General features: G+C 70.7%; 23 protein-coding genes. 13 read left to right on the top strand and 10 right to left on the bottom strand.

Going from position 1 to position 20082, the window contains the following annotated elements:
* Window positions 1–53: 53 nt before the first annotated feature.
* Together ABUW04_RS05570 and ABUW04_RS05565 are read right to left on the bottom strand one after the other, a co-directional pair.
* Entirely contained in the window at window positions 54–1193 is a 1140-nt protein-coding gene (locus ABUW04_RS05570; RefSeq protein WP_380563256.1) for a thiolase family protein, read from the bottom strand.
* Window positions 1186–2598: a class I adenylate-forming enzyme family protein gene (locus ABUW04_RS05565; protein ID WP_380563254.1), complete on the bottom strand. Its 1413-nt coding sequence runs from the start codon at window positions 2596–2598 to the stop codon at window positions 1186–1188. The genes ABUW04_RS05570 and ABUW04_RS05565 overlap by 8 nt, the downstream gene beginning before the upstream one ends.
* A 78-nt stretch (window positions 2599–2676) precedes the next feature.
* On the opposite strand from ABUW04_RS05565, the gene ABUW04_RS05560 reads away from it, so the two are divergent.
* Both ABUW04_RS05560 and ABUW04_RS05555 read left to right on the top strand, forming a co-directional pair.
* Window positions 2677–3441, top strand: a complete 765-nt coding sequence (locus ABUW04_RS05560; protein ID WP_380563252.1) for an SDR family oxidoreductase — start codon at window positions 2677–2679, stop codon at window positions 3439–3441.
* Entirely contained in the window at window positions 3438–4214 is a 777-nt protein-coding gene (locus ABUW04_RS05555; RefSeq protein ID WP_380563250.1) for an SDR family NAD(P)-dependent oxidoreductase, read from the top strand. Before ABUW04_RS05560 ends, ABUW04_RS05555 begins: the two co-directional genes overlap by 4 nt.
* A gap of 49 nt (window positions 4215–4263) precedes the next feature.
* On the opposite strand, the gene ABUW04_RS05550 is transcribed toward ABUW04_RS05555, so the two are convergent.
* The 5 genes from ABUW04_RS05550 to ABUW04_RS05530 are packed head-to-tail and all read right to left on the bottom strand — an operon-like array spanning window position 4264 to window position 8644.
* The gene (locus ABUW04_RS05550) at window positions 4264–4956 is read right to left on the bottom strand and encodes a GntR family transcriptional regulator (RefSeq protein ID WP_030253318.1); all 693 of its coding nucleotides are present in this window, start codon (window positions 4954–4956) and stop codon (window positions 4264–4266) included.
* 54 nt (window positions 4957–5010) lie between these two features.
* Window positions 5011–5973: a catechol 2,3-dioxygenase gene (locus ABUW04_RS05545; protein ID WP_380563248.1), complete on the bottom strand. Its 963-nt coding sequence runs from the start codon at window positions 5971–5973 to the stop codon at window positions 5011–5013.
* A gap of 33 nt (window positions 5974–6006) precedes the next feature.
* The gene (locus ABUW04_RS05540) at window positions 6007–7107 is read right to left on the bottom strand and encodes a 4-oxalomesaconate tautomerase (protein ID WP_380563246.1); all 1101 of its coding nucleotides are present in this window, start codon (window positions 7105–7107) and stop codon (window positions 6007–6009) included.
* 47 nt (window positions 7108–7154) lie between these two features.
* Window positions 7155–7886: a 4-carboxy-4-hydroxy-2-oxoadipate aldolase/oxaloacetate decarboxylase gene (locus tag ABUW04_RS05535; protein WP_030253312.1), complete on the bottom strand. Its 732-nt coding sequence runs from the start codon at window positions 7884–7886 to the stop codon at window positions 7155–7157.
* Entirely contained in the window at window positions 7883–8644 is a 762-nt protein-coding gene (locus ABUW04_RS05530) for a PIG-L deacetylase family protein (RefSeq protein WP_380563244.1), read from the bottom strand. Before ABUW04_RS05530 ends, ABUW04_RS05535 begins: the two co-directional genes overlap by 4 nt.
* Before the next feature lie 202 nt (window positions 8645–8846).
* Here ABUW04_RS05530 and ABUW04_RS05525 point away from each other — a divergent pair, with 202 nt between their 5' ends.
* Together ABUW04_RS05525 and ABUW04_RS05520 are read left to right on the top strand one after the other, a co-directional pair.
* Entirely contained in the window at window positions 8847–10457 is a 1611-nt protein-coding gene (locus ABUW04_RS05525; protein ID WP_380563242.1) for an MFS transporter, read from the top strand.
* Window positions 10458–10662: 205 nt separating this feature from the next.
* A complete protein-coding gene (locus ABUW04_RS05520) occupies window positions 10663–12477 on the top strand; it encodes a tannase/feruloyl esterase family alpha/beta hydrolase (protein WP_380563240.1) in 1815 nt (604 codons plus the stop codon).
* A gap of 151 nt (window positions 12478–12628) precedes the next feature.
* Here ABUW04_RS05520 and ABUW04_RS05515 read toward each other — a convergent pair whose 3' ends face one another.
* Both ABUW04_RS05515 and ABUW04_RS05510 read right to left on the bottom strand, forming a co-directional pair.
* Entirely contained in the window at window positions 12629–13549 is a 921-nt protein-coding gene (locus ABUW04_RS05515) for an SGNH/GDSL hydrolase family protein (RefSeq protein ID WP_380563238.1), read from the bottom strand.
* A 151-nt stretch (window positions 13550–13700) separates the two neighbouring features.
* Window positions 13701–14363, bottom strand: a complete 663-nt coding sequence (locus ABUW04_RS05510; RefSeq protein WP_380563235.1) for a MerR family transcriptional regulator — start codon at window positions 14361–14363, stop codon at window positions 13701–13703.
* A gap of 103 nt (window positions 14364–14466) precedes the next feature.
* Here ABUW04_RS05510 and ABUW04_RS05505 point away from each other — a divergent pair, with 103 nt between their 5' ends.
* From ABUW04_RS05505 to ABUW04_RS05465, 9 genes are all read left to right on the top strand, one after another.
* Window positions 14467–14985 (top strand): DUF4188 domain-containing protein, encoded by a 519-nt coding sequence (locus tag ABUW04_RS05505; protein WP_380563233.1) that lies wholly within the window; start codon window positions 14467–14469, stop codon window positions 14983–14985.
* A 236-nt stretch (window positions 14986–15221) separates the two neighbouring features.
* Entirely contained in the window at window positions 15222–15449 is a 228-nt protein-coding gene (locus ABUW04_RS05500) for a hypothetical protein (protein WP_380563231.1), read from the top strand.
* Window positions 15433–15972: a DUF6879 family protein gene (locus ABUW04_RS05495; RefSeq protein WP_380563229.1), complete on the top strand. Its 540-nt coding sequence runs from the start codon at window positions 15433–15435 to the stop codon at window positions 15970–15972. The genes ABUW04_RS05500 and ABUW04_RS05495 overlap by 17 nt, the downstream gene beginning before the upstream one ends.
* Window positions 15973–15975: 3 nt before the next feature.
* Entirely contained in the window at window positions 15976–16824 is an 849-nt protein-coding gene (locus tag ABUW04_RS05490; protein ID WP_380563227.1) for a helix-turn-helix domain-containing protein, read from the top strand.
* A 298-nt stretch (window positions 16825–17122) separates the two neighbouring features.
* Window positions 17123–17359 carry a hypothetical protein gene (locus ABUW04_RS05485; RefSeq protein ID WP_380563225.1) on the top strand — a complete coding sequence of 79 codons (237 nt, stop codon included), beginning with the start codon at window positions 17123–17125 and terminating at the stop codon, window positions 17357–17359.
* Window positions 17356–17604, top strand: a complete 249-nt coding sequence (locus ABUW04_RS05480; protein WP_380563223.1) for a hypothetical protein — start codon at window positions 17356–17358, stop codon at window positions 17602–17604. The genes ABUW04_RS05485 and ABUW04_RS05480 overlap by 4 nt, the downstream gene beginning before the upstream one ends.
* Before the next feature lie 157 nt (window positions 17605–17761).
* Window positions 17762–17908: a hypothetical protein gene (locus ABUW04_RS05475; protein ID WP_380563221.1), complete on the top strand. Its 147-nt coding sequence runs from the start codon at window positions 17762–17764 to the stop codon at window positions 17906–17908.
* Window positions 17905–18438 (top strand): AAA family ATPase, encoded by a 534-nt coding sequence (locus tag ABUW04_RS05470; RefSeq protein WP_380563219.1) that lies wholly within the window; start codon window positions 17905–17907, stop codon window positions 18436–18438. Before ABUW04_RS05475 ends, ABUW04_RS05470 begins: the two co-directional genes overlap by 4 nt.
* 86 nt (window positions 18439–18524) lie before the next feature.
* A complete protein-coding gene (locus ABUW04_RS05465) occupies window positions 18525–19175 on the top strand; it encodes a class I SAM-dependent methyltransferase (RefSeq protein ID WP_380563217.1) in 651 nt (216 codons plus the stop codon).
* 32 nt (window positions 19176–19207) lie between these two features.
* Here ABUW04_RS05465 and ABUW04_RS05460 read toward each other — a convergent pair whose 3' ends face one another.
* Window positions 19208–20074: a hypothetical protein gene (locus tag ABUW04_RS05460; RefSeq protein WP_380563215.1), complete on the bottom strand. Its 867-nt coding sequence runs from the start codon at window positions 20072–20074 to the stop codon at window positions 19208–19210.
* Window positions 20075–20082: the final 8 nt, after the last annotated feature.

Genomic DNA, 20082 nt, shown 5'->3' with positions numbered 1-20082 from the left:
GGGAACTGCGCTGCCAACCATGCAGAGGCCGCAGTCAAGAACGAACCGTCAAGTCACGGCGCCGGTACCTCCACCACCGTTGCCGAGCCCATCCCCCCGCCCGCGCACATCGCCGCAACCCCCACGCCACCCCCGCGCCGCCGCAACTCGTGCACCAGGGTGACCAGCATCCGCGCCCCCGTGGCGGCGATCGGGTGGCCCAGCGAGCAGCCGCTGCCGTTGACGTTCACCAGCTCCGGGTCGATGTCCAGCAGCCGGCAGGCCGCCACCGGCACCACCGCGAAGGCCTCGTTGATCTCGAACAGGTCGACGTCGGAGGCCGAAAGGCCCGCTCGGGCCAGTGCCTTGTTGATCGCCGGGACCGAGGCCAGACCGGTCTCGGCGGGGTCCACGCCGACCGAGGCCCAGGCCCGGACCGTGGCCAGCGAGGGCAGCCCCAACTGGTCGCTGGCCACGACCAGAGCGGCGGCGCCGTCGTTGACCCCGGCGGCGTTGCCGGCGGTGATGCTGAAGCCCTCGATCTCCGGGTGCAGCGGCTTCAGCGCGGCCAGCTTCTCGGCGCTGGTCTCCCGGCGCGGGTGCTCGTCGACCGAGAACAGCCCGTACGCGGTCTCGATCGGGACGATCTCCTCCTTGAAGTGGCCCGCGTCGATGGAGCGCACGGCGTTGCGGTGCGAGCGCAGCGCCCAGGCGTCCATCTTGGTGCGGGTGATCCCGGCGCGCACCGCGGTGTTCCAGCCCACGGTGATCGACATGTCCAGGTTGGGGGCGTCGGGACGGTCCGGGTGGGTGGGCGGGTTCCAGTCGACCAGCTCCCCGTCCACCTTGATCCGGGAACGGGGGCCAGTCGAGGAGGAGTTCACCCCGCCGGCGATGACCAGCCGGTCCATGCCCGCCCGGATGCTCGCGGCCGCGCTCTGGACCGAGGCCAGGCTCGCGGCGCAGTGCCGGTTGTGGGCCAGTCCGGGGACGGCGGTCAGGCCGGCGGTCAGCGCGGCGTGCCGGGCGATGACCCCGCCGCCGTACAGGCCCTCGGCCAGGATCACGTCGTCGATCAGGGCCGGGTCCAGGCCCTCCGCCGCGGCGCTGACGATGTGGTGGCCCAGGTCGAAGGCGTTGGTGTCGCGCAGGGTTCCCTTGAAGGAGGTGCCGACGGGGGTGCGCAGGGCGGACACGAGCACTGCTTCAGGCATGGGTGGTCTCCAGTTCGGCCAGTAGGGTGCGGCGCAGCAGTTTTCCGGTGTCGGTCTTGGGCAGTTCGGGGCGGAAGACGACGGCGTCGGGCGTCCTGGAGGACCGCAGCCGGTCCCTGACCCACTGTCGGATCTCCTCCGCGTCCCCGGTGCCGACCAGGACGGCGACGATCCGCTGTCCCCACTCGGGGTCGGGCACTCCGAGCACGGCCGCCTCGGTGATCCCGGGGAAGGAGAGCAGGACGTCCTCGATCTCGGCGGGGGCGATGTTCTCGCCGCCGCGGATGATGGTGTCGTCGGCCCGCCCCTCGATGAAGAGGTAGCCGTCGGTGTCCAGTCGGCCGCGGTCCCGGGTGGCGAACCAGCCCTCCGGGTCCAGGACGCTGCGTCCGCCGTACTCGCCGGAGATCTGGTCGCCGCGGACGAAGACCAGCCCGGTGGTCCCGTCCTCGGCCGGCTGGTCGTCCTCGGTGCGGATCTGGATCTCGATGCCGGGTAGCGCCCGGCCGACCGATCCGAGCCGGTCCCGTACCGCGGGGTCGTCGGAGGCCAGGGCCTCGCGGTGGTCCTCGGGGCCGAGCACCGCGATCGAGGAGGCGGTCTCGGTCAGTCCGTACGCGTTGGCGAAGCCGGTGCCGGGGAACTTGCGCAGGGCCTGCTCCACGACGGGCAGCGGGGCCCGGGCGCCGCCGTAGGCCAGGCTGCGCAGCGTGGGGGTGTCGGCGTCCTCCCCCTGGACCTGGGCGACGATGCGGGCGAGCATGGTCGGCACCACCATGGCATGGCTGACCCGCTCCTGACGGACCGTCCGCAGCCAGGCCTCCGGGTCGAAGGCGTCGAGGTAGACCACCCGGCGGCCGGAGTAGAGGTTGGTCATCAGGTTCATCAGCCCGGCGACATGGTAGGGCGGCACCGCCACCAGCGCGGCGTCCTCCTCGCCGGAGGACTGGAACTCCTGGGTGTTGAGCACATAGGCGAGCAGGTGCCGGTGGCGCAGCCCGGCGGCCTTGGGAGCCGCGGTGGTCCCGCTGGTGTAGAGCAGGACCGCGACGGCGTCCGCTTCTTCGGGCGTTGGGTCCACCGGGTCCGGCGAGGCCGGCTCGGGTGCGTCGAGCAGGGCGTCCAGGTCCGCCGGACGCAGCACCAGGGCGCCGGGGTGGCGGGACAGCAGGCTGATCAACTGCACGTCCCCGAGCCGGTAGTTGAGCGGGACGAAGGGGACGCCGGCCACGGCCGCGCCGAACAGGGCGACCGGGTAGGCGGCGTGGTTGGCACCCAGGTAGAGCACGGCTCTGTAGTGCCGGAACCGGTGGGCGGCGGCATGGGCGAGCCGCAGCAGTTCCGCGGCGGTCAGTGAACGGCCGCCTGCCGTCACCGCCGTCCGATCGCCTGCCGAAGCCGCCATCTCAAGGACCATGGTGATATTCATGAGAATGCTATTCTCCTACTTCAAGAGTACTGTTCGCAAGAGAGGGAAGCCTTCATGCAGATCAGTGGGAGTTCCGCGGTCGTGGTCGGCGGCGCGGGAGGCCTGGGCGAAGCCACCGTCCGTCGCCTGCACGCGGCGGGGGCCAAGGTGGTCGTCGCCGACCTCGCCGACGAGAAGGGCAAGGTGCTGGAGCAGGAGCTGGGCGTGCGCTACGTGCGCACCGACGCCACCTCCGAGGAGGACGTCAGGGCGGCGATGGAGGAGGCGGCGGCGCAGGGACCGCTGCGGATCTCGGTGGACGCCCACGGCGGACCGGCCAGCGGCGGACGGCTGGTCGGCAAGACCGGCGAACCCCTGGACCTCGCGGGCTTCCGGACCACCATCGAGGTCTACCTCACCGGCGTCTTCAACGTGCTGCGGCTGGCCGCGGCCGCCATCGCCAAGCAGGAGCCGGCCGACGGCGGCGACCGGGGCGTGATCGTCAACACCGCCTCGATCGCTGCCTACGAGGGCCAGATCGGCCAACTCCCCTACGCCGCAGCCAAGGGCGGCGTGGTGAGCATGACCCTGGTGGCCGCCCGCGACCTCTCCCCGCTCGGCATCCGGGTGGTCACCATCGCCCCGGGTACCTTCCTGACCCCGGCCTACGGCAAGGCCGGCGACCAGTTGGAGGCCTACTGGGGCCCCCAGGTGCCGCACCCCAAGCGGATGGGACAGTCGCCCGAGTACGCGGCGCTGGTCCAGCACATCTGCGAGAACGGCTACCTCAACGGCGAGGTCGTCCGCCTCGACGGCGGCCTCAGGTTCCCGCCCAAGTGACCGGCCCGGTGCAGGGGAAGCCGCCGGAGGGTAAGCCGCTGGCGGGCAAGGTCGCCTTCGTCGCCGGGGCCAGCCGCGGCATCGGCCGCACGGTCGCGCTGGCCCTTGCGGAGGCGGGGGCCTCGGTCGCCGTCGCCGCCCGCTCCGAGCAGGAGGGGCGGGTGCCCGGCACCATCCATGCGGTCGCCCAACGGATCACCGACGCGGGCGGCCGGGCTCTGGCGGTCCCCTGCGACGTCACCGCCGAGGAGTCGGTCGAGGCGGCCGTGGCCGCCACGGTCAAGGAGTTCGGCGGGATCGACATCCTGATCGCCAACGCCGGGGTGCTCTGGCTCGGCCCGGTCGAGTCCACACCGCTCAAGCGCTGGCAGCTGTGCCTGGACGTCAACCTGACCGGGGTGTTCCTGGTGACCCGGGCGGTGATCCCGCACCTCAGGGCGCGCGGCGGCGGCTCGCTGGTGGCGGTGACCACCGGCGGGGTGGGCATGACCGACCGGGGCGCCAACGCCTACTGGGTCTCCAAGGCGGCCGTCGAGCGGCTCTACCTGGGGCTCGCGGTCGATCTGAGGCCCGACAACATCGCGGTCAACTGCCTGGCCCCGTCCCGGGTGGTGCTCACCGAGGGCTGGGCCGCGAGCGGCGCCGGCCGGGAGATCCCGCCGGAGGCGGTGGAACCACCGGAAGCGATGGCCGCTGCCGCGGTCCTGCTGGCGGGGCAGGACGCGAGTGGCATCACCGGCACCGTCCAGCGCTCGGAGTCGATCGGCCGGTGAAGCGGTGTTGGGGCTTGACAGACCGTCAGGCCCCAACCCCACAAAGGGTTCAGGCTCCGGCAGGGGCCCTACGGGTGCGGTCCTTGTCGACCTCGGGCAGGGTCTCGATGACGCTGCGTAGATGGGTGCGCATGGCGGCCTCCGCGGCCTCGGCGTCGCCCGAGCACACCGCCTCGATCACGGCCAGGTGCTGCGGCAGCGAGACATTGGGCCGCCCGGGGTGCATGGCCAGCTTGAACTGGTGCCGGACGTTCTGCCCGTGCAGGCGTTCCAGCACGGCGCAGGCCGTGGTCTGGCCGCTGACGGACAGGATCCGGGCGTGCAGCTGCCGGTTGAGGTCGGAGTAGCCGAGCACGTCTCCGGTGGCCACGGCCGCCTGCATCAGGGAGCCGATCTCCCGCAGCCGCTCCCGGTCGGCCTCGGTGGCGTGCTCGGCCGCCTTGGCCGCGCACAGGCCCTCCAGGACCATGCGGACCTCGGTGATCTCGATGGCCTCGTCCAGGGAGACCGCGCGGACCCGGGCGCCGCGGTTCTGGATCCGCTCGACCAGGCCCTCGGTGGCCAGCTGCACCAGCGCGTTGCGCACCGCGGCCCGGCTGGTGTCGAACTGCTGCGACAGCTCGGCCTCCACCAGCCGCTGGTTGGGACCGAAGTCCCCGCTGATGATGGCCTCCCGGATCGCGTCGGCCGCGTTCAGCCGGAGCGGTTCGGTCGGTTCGGCCTTCTCAGCGGTTGCACCCATGCCCCACACCCCACACACATTGGCGACAATATTGTTCGTCCATGTTAGCCGGTGTCAGCCCTGTTCAGGCGACGGAACCGGCGGGGTGCCGTGGGTGTGGAAGGACTCGATCGTTTTCAGTCCCCAGGCCTGGCCCTTGGCGCGTTCGGCCTCGGTCCAGGTGATCGTCTTCCAGTCCGGCGCCAGCACCAGCCGGGTCAGCGGGTTGCACAGCTCGATCCGGTTGCCGCCGGGCTCGTAGACGTACAGGAAGAAGGTCTGCTGGATGGCGTGCTTGTGCGGGCCGGTCTCGATGTGGACGCCGTTCTCCAGGAAGATGTCGGCAGCCCGCAGGATGTCCTCGCGGGTGTCGGTGGCGAAGGCGAGATGGTGCAGCCGGCCCAGGCTGCCGGTCCAGTCCCGGGTGTAGACCAGGTCGTAGGACTTGTTGGTGAAGGTCAGCCAGCGTCCGCCGATGTTGCCGTTGTCCAGCAGGATCTGCTCGGTGGTGTGGGCGCCCAGCACGTCGCGGACGAACTCGGAGGAGGACTCGACCTCCGCGGCCAGGTAGTTGATGTGGTCCAGGCGGCGCACGCAGACCCCGCGGCCCGGGTAGGCCTGCGGCTGGTTCTTCAGCGCCGGGGCCAGCTCCGGCGGCGCCTGGTACCACTCGCTCTCCCAGTAGAGCTCGAACTCGTGGCCGTCCGGGTCGCGGAACAGGTAGGTCGGGCCCAGGCCCGGGTCGCCGTCCTGCCAGCCGATGCCCAGGCCCGCCTCGTCGATGGCCTTCACCCGGCGCTCCAGCGCCTCCTGGCTGCCGGCCCGCAGGCCGGTGCGGCGGATGCCGGAGGTGTGATGGGCCGTCAGCTTCAGCGAGTGGTGCTCGTAGTCGTCCCAGGTGCGCAGGTAGACCGAGTCGCCGTCGGAGCCGTTCTCGGTCAGGCCCATCACCCGGGTGAAGAAGTCCAGGCTCTTCTCGGGCTCGGGGGTGAGCAGCTCGGCGTGGGCGAGGTGGGCGATCTCGTGCTTGGGTGCCATGGCGGGGGCCTTCTTACTGGGGGCTACTGGGCTCTACGGGAGCGGGCGGGGAAAGACGGTGCCGTCGAACAGCTTGCGCGCGGTGCGCACCAGACTGGAGCGGCGCACCCGGGGCGGAGCGATACCGGTGTCCGGTTCGAGGTCCAGTTCGAGCTCGACCTCGACGTCCAGCCGGCCGGTGGGGTGCTCGATGCCCAGGGCGGTGCCGGGGGCGGGCAGCCGGGCCAGGTCGTGCCCGACGGCTCCCTCCAGCAGCACCGCGGTGGCCACGGTGACGGCGCCGAGCACGCCGATGGAGGCGTGCGGGCGCAGCGGTATGAAGGTTCGGGTGCTCACCGTACCCCCGTCCCTGGGCGGCGCGACCAGGGTGGTCTTCGGGACGGGGGCGTCGGTGACGTCGCCCAGACCCATCAGCTGGCCCGCCTTGAGGCGCAGCGACTGGATCCGTTCGACGAGCTCGGTGTCGGCGGCGAGTTCTGCGGGCGTCTCGTAGCCGGTGACGCCCAGGTCGCGGGCGGCCGCGACGACCACCGGCATGCCGTTGTCGATGCAGGTGACCTCGATGCCGTCGATCTGGTCGCGGAGCCTGCCGGTGGGCAGCAGGCCGTGGCCGGCCGAGCCCTCGGTGTCGGCGAAGTCCAGCAGGACGGCAGCCGCGGTGCCCGGGACCCCGCTGATGGCGGTGGTGCCCTCGTAGTCGACGGTGCCGCCGGGGGTGGGGAAGGTGGCGGTGGCCAGCGAGCCGGAGTTGACCATCCGGATCCGGACCCGGGTGTGCCCGTCGGCCGCGGCGACCAGGCCGCGCTCGACCGCGAAGGGCCCGACGCCGGCCAGCAGGTTTCCGCAGTTCTGCCGGTCCGAGACGGTCGGCGCCTCCACCCCCACCTGCAGGAACAGGTAGTCGACGTCGGCGTCGGGGTCGGCCGAGCGGGAGACCACCGCGACCTTGCTGGTGAGCGGGTGGGCCCCGCCGATGCCGTCGATCTGGCGCGGGTCGGGGGTGCCCATGACCCGCAGCAGCAGCCCGTCGCGCTGCTGCGGGTCGGCCGGCAGGTCCTCGGCCAGGAAGTAGGCGCCCTTGGAGGTGCCGCCACGCATCAGCATGCACGGCAGGCCGGTCGAGCTGGGAGGCATGACGCCGCCTTAGGGGTCTCAGGGGTCTCAGGAGCAGGGGTCAGGAGTCAGGAGTCGCCGCTGAGGCGGGCGTACTCGTCGGCGCTGAGGTACTCGATGCCCAGGGCCTTGACCTGCTCGCGCAGCCCGTAGCGGTCCAGGCCGAGCTGGCCCTCGCGGAAGGCGGCGCGGGTGGCGTCCTCCTTGTCGGTGCGGGCCCTGGCCGCGACCACGGCCGCTGCCGCGTCCAGCCGGGGGACGACCAGGACGCCGTCGTCGTCGGCGACGACCACGTCGCCGGGCCGGACGGTCTGCCCGCCGATGGTCACCGGTACGTTGACCGAGCCGGGGGTGGCCTTGACCGTGCCCTGGGCGCTGACCGCGGCGGACCACACCGGGAAGCCCATGGCGTGCAGGTCGGCGACGTCGCGCACCCCGGCGTTGATGACCAGGCCGCGCACGCCTCGGTGCTGCAGCGCGGTGGCGAACAGGTCGCCGAACATGCCGTCGGTGGACGGCGAGGTGGTGGTGACCACCAGGACGTCGCCGGGGCGGCACTGCTCGACCGCGACATGGATCATCAGGTTGTCGCCGGGCCAGGACAGCACCGTCACCGCGGTTCCGGCGATGCGGGAGCCGAGGTGCACCGGGCGCAGCCCGGGGCCGAGGTAGCCGGTGCGGCCCATCGCCTCGTGCACGGTGGCCACGCCGTACTCGGCCAGCGCGTCCACCTGCTCGGCGTCGGCCCGCGGCGGGTCGGTGACCACGACGTTCCTGGGGAGGTTCGTGGGGATGCTCATGCGAGGACTCCGGTGGTCTGCGGGTAGAGCCGGACGAAGGCCTCGGCCATGCAGGTGTGCGGCAGGCCGAGGTTGGGGCCGGCGTTGCGCTTGAGCTGCACGCCGCGGCGCTTGGCCAGGTCGGTGTAGTAGTCCCACATGTGCTGCTGGGCGGGCAGGCACTCCATGGCCTTGCGCTTGCGGTCGAAGACCGGGGTGATGTCCAGCAGGGTGTCGGGCTTGAAGTCGCACTGCTCCGGCTGGTGTGGTTCGAAGTGGAAGACCGGCGGTGCTCCGAGCGGTTCCCCGGGGGCGTCGTAGCCGATCGCCTGGGCCAGGATCCTGGCCTGGATCGCCATCCGCGCCGCGGCGGGGTGGTCGCCGTTGTAGGGGTCGGCCAGGGTGTGGGTGAGCACCACGGCGGGTTCGAACTCGCGGTAGACGTGCACCAGACGGTCCGTCAGCTCCTGGGTCTCCAGCAGTGGGTAGTCGCCGGCGTCGAGGAACTCGATCTCGGCGCCCAGCGCCTGCGCGGCCTGCTCGGCCTCGGCTCGGCGCTCGGCCTTGATCTCCTCCAGGTTCTTGCCCTCGCGCCAGGCGCGGGCGGACTCGCCGCGCTCGCCGTAGCTGAGGCACACCACCTTGGCGCGCTCCCCGGCGGCTGCGGTCAGCGCGATGGCCCCGCCGGCCCGCCAGACGAAGTCGCCCGCGTGGGCGCTGATCACCAGCAGCGGTCCCGTGGCCGACTGGGCGCCGGTGGTGGTGCTCGTTGTCTTCATAGTGCCTCTCCGCGTGCCAACTCCTGTGCGACTGACGGTTACGCTAAGAGATGGCAACAACATTGTCAACAATTTCTGTCGCAACTCTTGCGCCACTATCGGCCGCGGTCTACAGTCGCCGGAACGCGTCGCCGTTACCGCACCGCCCCGCACCGCCCCACCTGAGAAAACAACGAAGTTCTCCATGAACTAAGGGGTCATCTTGTCCATCCCGCTCTCCGCGTCGGGGGCCTCGAGCACCGAAACGCGCCGTTCGGTCTCGCACACCACGCTCAACACGGCCACCATCGTCGCCGTCGGGTTGGCGGTCTGTCTGGCCCAGATAGGTCTGGCCGTACCGGCCACTCTCAACGGGACCTTCCAGACCGTCCTGCATCCCACCGGAGCGTCCCAGCTCGACTGGATCTCCGACTGCACCCTGCTCCCGATCGCCGCACTGGAGCTCACCTTCGGCGTCCTCGGCGACCTGTTCGGCCGCAAGAAGCTGCTGGTCGGCGGCGCCGTGCTGCTGTTCATCGGCGAGATCATCTCCGGCTCCTCCACCGGCGTCGCGCAGATGTACGTCGGACAGTTCATCGCCGGCCTCGGCTCGGCGGCGCTGTTCCCGACCACCCTGGCGATCATCGCCTCCGGCAGCCACACCCACGCCGGCCGGGCCCGCATGATCGCGCTGTGGGCGGCGCTGCTCTCCACCGGCAACTTCATCGCCCCGATGCTCGGCGGTCTGACCGCCACCTACGGCAGCTGGCGCACCGCGTTCTGGATCATCTCGGCGCTCTCCGCCGCGGTGGCCGTGTTCTGCTGGTTCTTCACCACCGACTCGCGCTCCCCGGAAGGCCGTTCGCTGGACGTGCCCGGCCAGACCGCGGTCGGCCTGGGACTGTTCGCCCTGCTCTACGCGGTGATCGAGGGACCGACCGCCGGCTGGGGCAGCGCCACGGTCATCGGCTGCTTCATCGCCGCCGCGGTGCTGCTCATCGCCTTCGTGGTGATCGAGACCAGGGTCGAGAACCCGCTGCTGCGCATGGACCTGTTCCGCAACCGGGCATTCTCGCTGGCGGCCGCGGTGACGGTGCTGGGAATGTTCTCCTTCCTCGGCACCGCCTATTCCATCAGCATCCGGATGGAGGTCATCCAGCACCAGAGCGCGATGCGCTGCGCATTCGCCTTCATCCTGCTGAGCGGTCTGACCATCTTCCTGCTGCCGCTGACCTCCTTCATGATGGCCCGCTACCAGCCGCGCTGGATCCTCGGCGGCGGATTCCTGCTGATGGCCGTCGGACAGCTGCTGGCCTCCCAGCTGCCGATCACCGAGACCTCGCTGCCGTCGATCATCCTGCCGATGGGGCTGGTCGGCGTCGGCTTCTCCTTCGCGGTGTCCTCGGTCACCGCGACCGTGGTCAACACGGTGCCGAGCAAGCTGGCCGGCATGGCCGCTGCCACCACCAGCATGGTGCGCGACTTCGGCTTCGCCATGGGCCCGGCCCTGATCGGCGCCGTCGCCCTGAGCAAGGCGGCGACCAACTTCAACGCCGCGCTGGCGGGGGACTCCTCGCTCTCCGCGGTCAGGGCCGCGGCCGAGGGGGCCGGTGCGGTCGCGACCAACTCGGTCCCCGCCGACGTCCCGTTCAGCAAGGCCGCCCCGCTCGCGGTCAAGGCCCTGGACAGCGGCTACTCGCTCGGCTTCCTGATCTGCGCCATCGCCGCACTGGTCTGCTGCGTGGTGACGGTCGCCCTGCTGGGCGGCAAGAAGGAGCAGGAGGCGGAGATCGCGATGATCGAGGCGGAATCGGCGGAATCCGCCGCAGCCTGACCTCCGTTTCCTTTCCTTCCCCTCCCTTCCTTCCGGGTGTCCGGGTCGCACTTTCCGCGATCCGGGCACCCGGTTTTTTGTCATCCAAATCGTCAACAATTTATGCGAAGACTGTTGCGCCAATATGAGCGCCAAGATACGTTCTGGTCTGCACACGGCACACCCTCAGCTGCTCCCCACCCACCTGCCGATCAGGAGTCGCACCATGTCGCCGCATTTCTTGGAACGTTGGAGCCTCGAACGAAGGAGCCCCCGGCGCAGAAGCCGGTCGACGATCTCCACATCCGTCCTGGCCTTCGTCCTCGCCATCGGCCTGAGCCTGTCGGCCTCCGGCGGACAGGGCAGCGCGCAGGCCGCCACGGCCACCACCGCGACCACCGCGACTGCGGCGAGCGCGACCGTCCAGCCGGTCCTCAGCTGTGCGAGCGTCGCCGGCAACATCAACCTGCTGGCCCTCTCCGGCGCCAACACCTCGATCACCTCCGCGACTTCGGTCGCGGCCGCGTCCAACCCGGTGGGCAGCTGGGCCGCCTGCGAGGTGCAGGGCATCATCGCCCCGGAGACGCACTTCACCCTCTACCTGCCCACCAGCACCTACGCGGGGGAGTACCTGCAGGAGGGCTGCGGCGGCTACTGCGGCAACGTGAACGTCAACACGCCCACCGCCGCGGTCGGTTGCGCCCAGTCGACGGCCGGCAACTTCGCCGTGGCCGCGGACGACGAGGGCCACGAGGGCGGCGGCTTCACCGCCCCCGCCTTCCAGGACCCGGAGTTGAAGGCGGTGTTCGGCTACACCTCCGAGCACCAGCTCGCCCTGGTCTCCAAGGCGATCATCAAGGGCTTCTACGGCAGTGCCCCGGCGCAGTCCTACTTCGACGGCTGCTCGGACGGCGGCCGCGAGGCGCTGATCGAGGCCCAGCGCTACCCGACCGACTTCAACGGCATCATCGCCGGTTCGCCCGCCTCCATCCAGACCGAGTTGAACGCCTTCGAGGAGGCCTGGAACGCCCAGGCCAACACCGCCGCCGACGGCGTCAGCGCCGTGCTGACCAACGCCGACCTCACCCCGTTGCACAACGCGGTGCTGGCGGCCTGCGGCGGCACCGCGACCGGCTACCTGGCCGACCCGCTGGCCTGCACCTGGCAGCCGAGCAGCATCGCCTGCAAGGCCGGCCAGACCTCCACCGCCGCCGACTACTGCCTGACGCCGGCTCAGGTCACCACGGTGAACAAGCTCTACAACGGGGTGCGGGACGCCGACGGCAAGCTGCTCTACCCCGGCTACGAGACCCGCGGGTCCGAGCTCAACTGGTCCGGCTGGATCGTCCCCAGGAGCGGGACCGTGGAGGCCACCACCACCGACGCCGGGATCGGCACCGGTGCCTGGCAGAGCCTGGTCTCCCCGACCGGCACCTTCGACGGCACCGCGTCCTACATGGACGTCAAGTTCACCGCGGCCGAGTTCGCCAAGGTGACCAAGGCCAACGACGGTGAACTCGACGCCACCGACCCGGACCTGACGGCCTTCAAGGCGGCCGGCGGCAAGCTGATCCTCTGGGCCGGCTACGCCGACCCGGCGATCAACCCGGTCGGCACCATCTCCTACTACCAGGCCGTGCAGAAGTACATGGGCGGCGCCACCGCCACCGCCGACTTCGCCCGGCTGTTCCTGCTGCCGGGTGTCGCCCACTGCGGCGGCGGCCAGGGGCCGTCCAGCTTCGACGCGCTGACGGCGATCACCTCCTGGGTCACCGCGGACCAGGCCCCGTCCAGCCTGCTGGCCTCGACGCTCGACCCCACCGGCGCCACCACGGCCAGCCTGCCGATCTACGCCTACCCGAACATCGCCGTCGACACCACTGGCGGCCCGGTCACCGAGGCGAGCAGCTACACCCCGAAGGTCTCCACCGCGGAGAAGAACCTCCAGGTGACCTGGCTCGGCTCGTTCCACCCCGGCTACGAGACGGTCAGCAGCTGGATCAACGGCCAATGGGTCACCCGCCCGGCGACCAAGCACTGACCTAGCAAGCCTCCCCGCGCCCCCGGCGCGCAACTAGCCCTCACCGGCCCAGTTGCACTCACCCCAGGGGCGCGGGGCTGTGCTGATTTAACAGCGCGCGCGACAAGCCAACCACAGCCCGCAGCCGAACAACCGTCAGAACCATCGCTACTCACCCTTGGACGCTGCTCAGGACGGCCTCAGCCATCCCCCGTTCCCCCGCCGCATTGGGATGCACCGCCGCCGCCGGCGAAGCCGGCACCAGCGGCTCGATCCACCGGCTGGACGCCGCCGAGCAGGCATCGTGCCCCACCGATGGCTTGTAGGTGTCCACGTACCCCGCGCCGGCGGCCTTCGCCTCGCGCTGGAGCATGGTGTTGAGGTCCTGCTCCTTCTCCCGCAGATAGCTGACGTCGCCGGGCGCCAGCCCCATCGCCCGGAAGCAGTCCGTGTCTCCGTCCGGAAGGATCGCCGGGTAACCGACCACGTACACCCGGGCCTTGGGCGAGCGCTTCTTGATCTCGTCCAGCGCGGCGGACACCCGCGCCGCGGCGGCGTCGATCTTCTGCTGCACCTTGTCGGTTCCGCCGGTGACGTACTGGGTGCGGCAGGGGGTGTCGTCGCCGGTGTTCACCCCGAGCCGGATCGCGTAGTAGAGCACGCCGGTCTCCACGCAACGGGTGATCAACGAGCTGAAGCCGATGTCGTTGCCGCCGATGCCCAGGGTCACCAGCCGGGTGTCGGAGGTGAGCGCGGAGAACTGGGCCGGATTGGTGCCGTCCCCGGTGGACTGCTGCCCGCTGAGGTCCGCGGTGGTGGCGCCGCTGCAGGAGCGGTCGGTGATCTGGGCCGGCTGCAGCTTCAACGCCGCAGCGACCAGCGCCGGGTAGTTCTGGCTGGAGCGGTCGCAGCCCAGCGGCGTGCCGTTCTGGTCCGGTATGTCGGGGCCGGCGGTGTAGGAGTCACCGAGTGCGACATAGGGCCCCACCGGGGCCGTACCGCCGTCGTGGCCGTGCTGGGTCAGGCCGACCGCGGCCACCAGCACACCGCAGGCCAGCACGGCGACCGCCCCGGTCCTCAGGTGGTTCCTCATCTGCGACCTGCTTTCGGAGTCTGTCTCGGACACCTTTGAATGCTGTCCGAGCAGGCCCGGTGCCGTCGTCGTGCGGCTGCTGGCCGTCGGCTACTGAGACCGCAGTACCGCCGGGCCGCGGGCGCAGGGCGGACTGAGTACGGCCTCCGGGCTAGGACGCACCCCCGGCCCAGCCGAACCGCCGTGTGGTCTCCTCCTCCTGCGCGAGCCGGTGCAGCGCCAGCAAAGCCGGTTCGAACAGGACAGCTCCCAGCACCGCGACCTCGACCTGCTCCACCTCCGAGGGATGGGTCTCCATGAAGTCGAGGTCCAGGACCGCCCACCGGTGCATCGTCTCGGCGTACTGCGTCAGCAGCTCGACCCCCTCGCCGTAGCCGAGCCGTCGGAACGCGGCCAGTGCCACCACCAGCGAACGGTAGGACGGGGAGATGGTGCGCAGCGCCAGGGCGTTGGTCCAGCCGAGCTGCTCCAGGACCGAGTCCACCTCCTCTCGGACGCCGCGGAGGTGCTCGTCCTCCTCCTCTCCGTCCGGTTCCGGCACCTGCGGCAGCGCCCACAGGGCGGCGCCGAGCCGGATCGTGTGGCCCAGGGAGTCGTCGTCCACGTGCCCCAGCACCTCCCGGACGGTCGCCACCGGGATCCGGCCGATGTGGATCATCGCCCGTACCAGCCTCAGCCGGCGCAGGTGCTCCTCGTCGTACTCCGAGGTCCTGGCGTTGACCTGCCGGCCCGGCGGCAGCAGCCCTTCCCGCAGGTAGTACTTGATCGTTGCGGCGGACACCCCGCTGCGCTCGCTCAACTCCGCCAACCGCATCTCGCGCGCCCTTCCTGGAGCCTCTTGCGCCTTCCATTGGAAAGTGCCACTATCTAACCACTGCACAGGAGGATAGTGCCGCTATCCGAGAGGGGGGATCGCCGTGTTCGCCAAACCGACTCGCGGTCGCACGACCGCGGACGCTGAGGGTGATGTGGTGGTGCTGCTGATCGGGATGCGGGTGAACCACTTCTGGGCGGTGCACCAGTGGCTGCCGGTCATGCTGGCGATGCTGCGCATGCTCAGCGAGCTCGCCCGGGACAGCGGCCGGGGACTGCTCGGGCGGGTGCTGCTGACCGCCTCGCCGCGAACGTACTACGTGGTGCAGTACTGGGAGTCCAAGGAGCAGCTCTACGCCTACGCGACCTCGCCGGACATGTTCCACCACCGGGCCTGGGGGATCATCAACCGCAAGGAACACGCGGAGAAGGTACGCGGGCACGTCGGGCTGTGGCACGAGACCTACGTCGTCCCCGAGGGGTCCTACGAGTCGATCTACTTCGACATGCCGGCCTTCGGCCTGGCGGCGGCCCACGGACAGGTCCCACTGGAGCAGCGCGGCCGACGCGCGAAGGACCGCTTCGCGCACCGGCCGACGAAGACGGCCGAACAGGCCGGCTAGGGGGAACGGGGGATCGGGGGAGGAGCCTCGGCTCCTCCCCCGATGGCGGTGCAGCGAGCCACGGCGCATCCACGGCAGCGTCCACCGGCTCGCACCAGCGCTCGTCCCCGTCCCGGATCGGCATGTCCATCGACCAGCCGAATCGGTGCCGCAAGTTGCCGCATACTCATAGCGATCTCGACTCCGGAGCGTGCAAGCTCAGTCACAGAGCACCTCCGACCGAGAAAGGCACAGCTATGACACTGCACAAGCTCGGCAAGGACCCCGACAGCAAGGTCAACAACTCGCCGACCGTGTACTTCGACGACGTCAGCGGGAACTACCTGCTGCAGGGCTGGCGCGTGACCGATGCCGAGCGCCTGGCCCAGCTCGACATCCCCGACCACGAGACTGTGATCGAATTCCCCCGGCGGATGATGCAGTTCTTCCCGGAGGTGAACGGTGGCGGTGGAACCACGGATTGAGACCCTCACACCAGAGCGGTGGACCGACCTGTTCCAGACCGCCGAACGGCTGGTCGCACATCTGGAGATGCGGGACTCCTACGCCGTCGACGAGGCGGAGTTCGCCGACTGGAAAGCCGGCCGAGCAGTCGACCCGGGCGACCGCGAGGCCTGGTGGGAACCGTGGTGGCACGGTGCCATTGCTGCCGCAGTGGCCCGCGGGGTATCGGTCCGGCGGGCCCGGATCGTCTCCGAGCCGGTCACCGAGTACATCCGCTTCGAGCACGCGGTGACTTACACCAACGTCGAGGCCGGGGAGGAGGTCCGGTGGTTGCCGCGGCGCCTGGCGTCCGACCTGGTTCTGCCGGGCAATGACTTCTGGATCTTTGACGACCGCCTGGTCGTCTTCAACCACTTCACCGGTGACGGCGACGCCCTCGGCAACGAACTGCGCGACGAGGAGGCCGTTGTCGAGCTGTGCTCGGCAGCTTTCGCCCAGGTATGGGAGCGGGCCATGGCACACGAGAAGTACCGGCTCACCTGATCCATGACCACCTCGCCGTCGTCGAGCATGCAGCAGGCCCGGGACGCCCTGGGCCTGCGCCTGCGCGAGCTGCGCCTGGACGCTGGGCTGACGGCCCGGGAGCTTGCTCGGCGCTGTGGCTGGCACGAGTCGAAGTGCTCCCGGATCGAGCACGGCAGGATGACCCCGTCCGACGCGGACCTCAGAGCCTGGGCGGAGGAGTGCGACGCCCTGGACCAGGTGGTCGATCTCGTTGCTGTGGCACGGGGCATCGCGGGCATGTACATCGAGTGGCGGCGCAGCACCCGCAACGGGCTCCGGTACCTGCAGGAAGCCGGGATGCCGCTGTACGACCGCACCCGTCACTTCCAGGTCTACGAGCCCGGCACGATCCCTGGGCTGTTCCAGACTCGGGAGTACGCGAGCGCCTTGATGGGATCCGTGATCGCGTTCCACGGCATGCCGGATGATCTGGACGCGGCCGTCGCTGCCCGAATGGTCCGTCAGCGGGTGGTCAGCGAGGGCGACCACCGCATCGCCGTACTGCTGGAGGAATCCGCGCTGCGCGCCCGGATCGGCGGCGAGGCGGCCATGGTCGGGCAACTGGCGTACCTGCTCACCGTCGGCATGCTGACGCGCGTGAGTCTGGGCATCATCCCGGCCGCCGCCGACCGGACCATGTGGCCGACGGAAGGGTTCTGGATCTTCGACGACGAGCGGGTGTTGGTCGAGCTCGTCTCGGCCGAGATCACTGTGACCCAGCCGCGCGAGATCCTGCTCTACCAGCGGACGTTCGCGGAGCTCGCGCAGATCGCGGTCTATGGCGCACCCGCACGCCAGCTGATCACCGCAGCCATTGATGCGCTCGGGTGACTCGGCGCAAGTCGCAGCAAGTTCGTTGAGGTCGGTTCCCGGCCATCCCTAACGTCCATGACATGGCGAAACTCGCGGCTCTGGCGGTGCCGCAGCCTGAGGTTCGGCTGCTGCCTGTGGACGACGACACCTTGACCCGGCTGCACGCCCTGGCGTGCTTGCACTGCGGCGGCACCACCGGGCCGCTGGTTCCCGCTGGTCACGTCTACACCGGCGACGGGGAAGACGGGGGCCGGTACGGAGGGTCGGTCGTGGTCTGCCCCCGGCACCTCGGCGAGTCGGCACGTGCGGACCAGTCATGACCGCCACGTCCGCCGCCGGGACCACACCGCTGCCCCGGGTGCTGCCGCACCCCTGGGACCTGCACATCGATCAGTGCCGAGGCCTGCGCTGCGTGTGGTGCAGAACCACCCTCGGCGATGACTGGATGCCGGCCGGGGCCACGGAGAGTGTGCACCAGTACGGCACCTACCGGCGCGTGGTGACGTTCCGTCTCTTCTCCTGCCTGGCCTGCTCCGAGGAGCCAGCGCCATGAACGATCCGCACCCCGACGACGCGGCGTTCCTCGACACCATCACGTTCTCCTCAACGTACCTGCGCCGCTACTGCGACCGCTGCAAGAAGGAACGCCACACCGTCATCGTCGGCGGCATTGAGACCGGTACGGGCCCGGGCTGGGACATCCGCTTCTGCCGACCGTGCCTCACGCTGGTCCTCGCCAACACCCGCAAGCTGGCCGGCAACGGTGACCACGTCCCTGCGCTGCCCTCGTACTTCTGATTTCTTACTGGCTGGCCTCCACGGTGATGTTCAGTTGGGGACGTGAACGGGGTACAGGGACGGAACTGGCGCAGCGGTGGGGGAGTTGGGCCGGGGTTGGTGGGGAGTACGCTGCGGATGCTGCGCTGGTAGATGATCTCTTCGGAGAGGGGCGAGCATGGCGATGCAGCAGGACAAGGACGCGCGGTGTGACGCGCCGGTGGTCTCGCTGAGCAGAGGCGACACATGCGTGTTCCGGTTCGGGAACACCGAGACGCGCGGGGAGCCGTCGCGGTTCGTCAGCTACGGGGTGCCGAAGAGATGACGGTGATTCTGGTGACCGGGGTGATGGCCTCGGGGAAGTCGACCGTCGCGCAGGCGCTGGCGGAGCGGCTGCCGCGCAGTGTGCACCTGCGTGGGGACATTTTCCGCCGGATGGTGGTGAACGGGCGCGAGGTGGCTCGGCCGGGGGCGGGCGAGGAGGCGGGGCGGCAGCTCACCCTGCGGTACCGGGCCGCCGCGGCCACCGCTGACCTGTACGCGGCGGAGGGGTGGACCGTGGTGGTCCAGGACGTGGCGGTGGGTGAGAAGCTCGACGTCTTCCTCGGTCTGGTGCGGACCCGGCCGCTGCACGTGGTGGTGCTCGCGCCGAGGGCGGAGGTAGTCGCGGAGCGGGAGGCGGCGCGGGCGAAGAGCGCCTACGGGGGCGGGTGGACCGTCGAGGCGATGGACGCTGTCCTGCGCGAACAGACTCCCCGCCGCGGACTGTGGCTGGACAGCAGCGAGTTGACGGTGGCCCAGACCGTGGACCAGGTGCTCGCAGCCATGGCATCCGGTCAGACCGCGGTCGTCTGACAGGGGGTGTCTGAACCTGTCCCGATTTTCGGGACAGGTTCGCCGGGCGCGCCAGCGATGTCAGTGGCACCCGCTACATTCCCGGAATGGTCGAACTGGACTCCCTCCCCGCCACCCGTGACGCCTACGACGCCGTCGCAACTCGTTACGCACAGCAGTTCACCGACACCCTGCACGACCGGCCGCTGGAGCGTGCGCTGCTCGCCGCGTTCGCCGAGACGGTGCGCGCCGGTGGTGACGGCGAAGTCGCGGATCTGGGCTGCGGACCCGGGCACATCACCGCTCATCTGCGGCGGTTGGGGCTGCGTGCCTTCGGTGTGGACGCGTCGCCCGCGATGATCGGGCTGGCTCAGCAGGCCAACCCGGAACTGCGGTTCGAGGTGGGCTCCATGGCAGCGCTCGACATCGCGGACGGCGCGCTGGGCGGGGTGATCTCGCGGTTCTCGATCATCCACACCCCGCCGCAGAACCTCCCGGCCGTGGTCGCGGAGCTCGCCCGGGTTCTCGCCCCCGGCGGCCACCTGCTGATCAGCTGCTACGCCACCGACGACGCCGCGATCCCCACCCAGTCCTTCGACCACTCGGTGGTGACGGCCTACCGCTGGTCGCCCGACCACCTGGCGGGGCTGCTGTGCGACGTCGGCGTGAGCGAGGTCGCCCGGGTGCTGTGCCGGCCGAAGCCCACCGACAAGCGGCAGTTCCAGGAGCTGCAACTGCTGGCGGCCAAGAACGAGTGACCCGACCACGTGGCGCTGCCGCAGCCGCGCGCTTACGGAGACCGCAGTACGGCCAGGCCGTTGGCCCCGGCCGGATTGGTGATCCCGGTACGGGTGCCGGCGCGGGTGAGCAGGACGACCCCGTACGAGGCCAGTGCGGCGCCGACGGCGGCGAGGGCCGCGATGAGCGGGCCGCCGTGCAGGCGTTCGCCGAGGAGGGTGAGACCGATGGCCGCCGCGGCGACGGGATCGGCGAGGGTGAGCACGGCGAGCGGAGCGCCCAGGCCGCCCGTGTAGGCGGCCTGCGCCAGGAGCAGGCCGGCGACTGCCAGGACCAGGGTGAGCAGTGTGGTCAGCATCGATCCGGGGGAGAACAGGTCGTCCGCGTGCACCAGGGTCTGGGCGAGCGCCGATGCGGTCCCCGAGGTGACCCCTGAGGCGATCGCCAGGCCCAGCATGCGCGGCCGACCGCTGCGCAGCGCCAGGGCGACCGGGACGAACAGGCAGGCCACGGCCGCCACCGCCGTTGCACCGGCTGCGTCCGGGCCGCTGCCCGGCACCGAGGCGCTGGCGGTGACCGGCAGCAGCGCGGCGCAGCCGACCACGGTGAGGGCGGCACCCCGCCACTCGGCGCGGCCGACCGGCCGACCGGCGGTGCGGGCGCCCAGCGGGAGGGCGGCGACCAGGGTCAGTGCGCCCAGGGGTTCGACCAGGGTCAGCGGGCCGTACACCAGGGCGGCCACGTGGACGGCGGCCCCCAGTGCGTTCAGGGTGACGGCCAACCACCAGGCTCCCCGGGTCAGCAGGGAGAACGGTCCGGGGCGGGCCGGCGCGACGGCGATGCGGTGCTGCACCGCCGCCGCGCCGGCATAGGCGACGACCGAGGCGAGTGACAGTGCCACAGCAATCAGGGTGTTCACCGTGGCTC

Origin of the sequence: Streptacidiphilus jeojiensis (assembly GCF_042510965.1) — a bacterium.
Taxonomy (GTDB): Bacteria; Actinomycetota; Actinomycetes; order Streptomycetales; family Streptomycetaceae; genus Streptacidiphilus; species Streptacidiphilus jeojiensis.
Note: the sequence above shows the minus strand (reverse complement) of the source record. Positions and strands in the feature narration are given on the sequence as shown.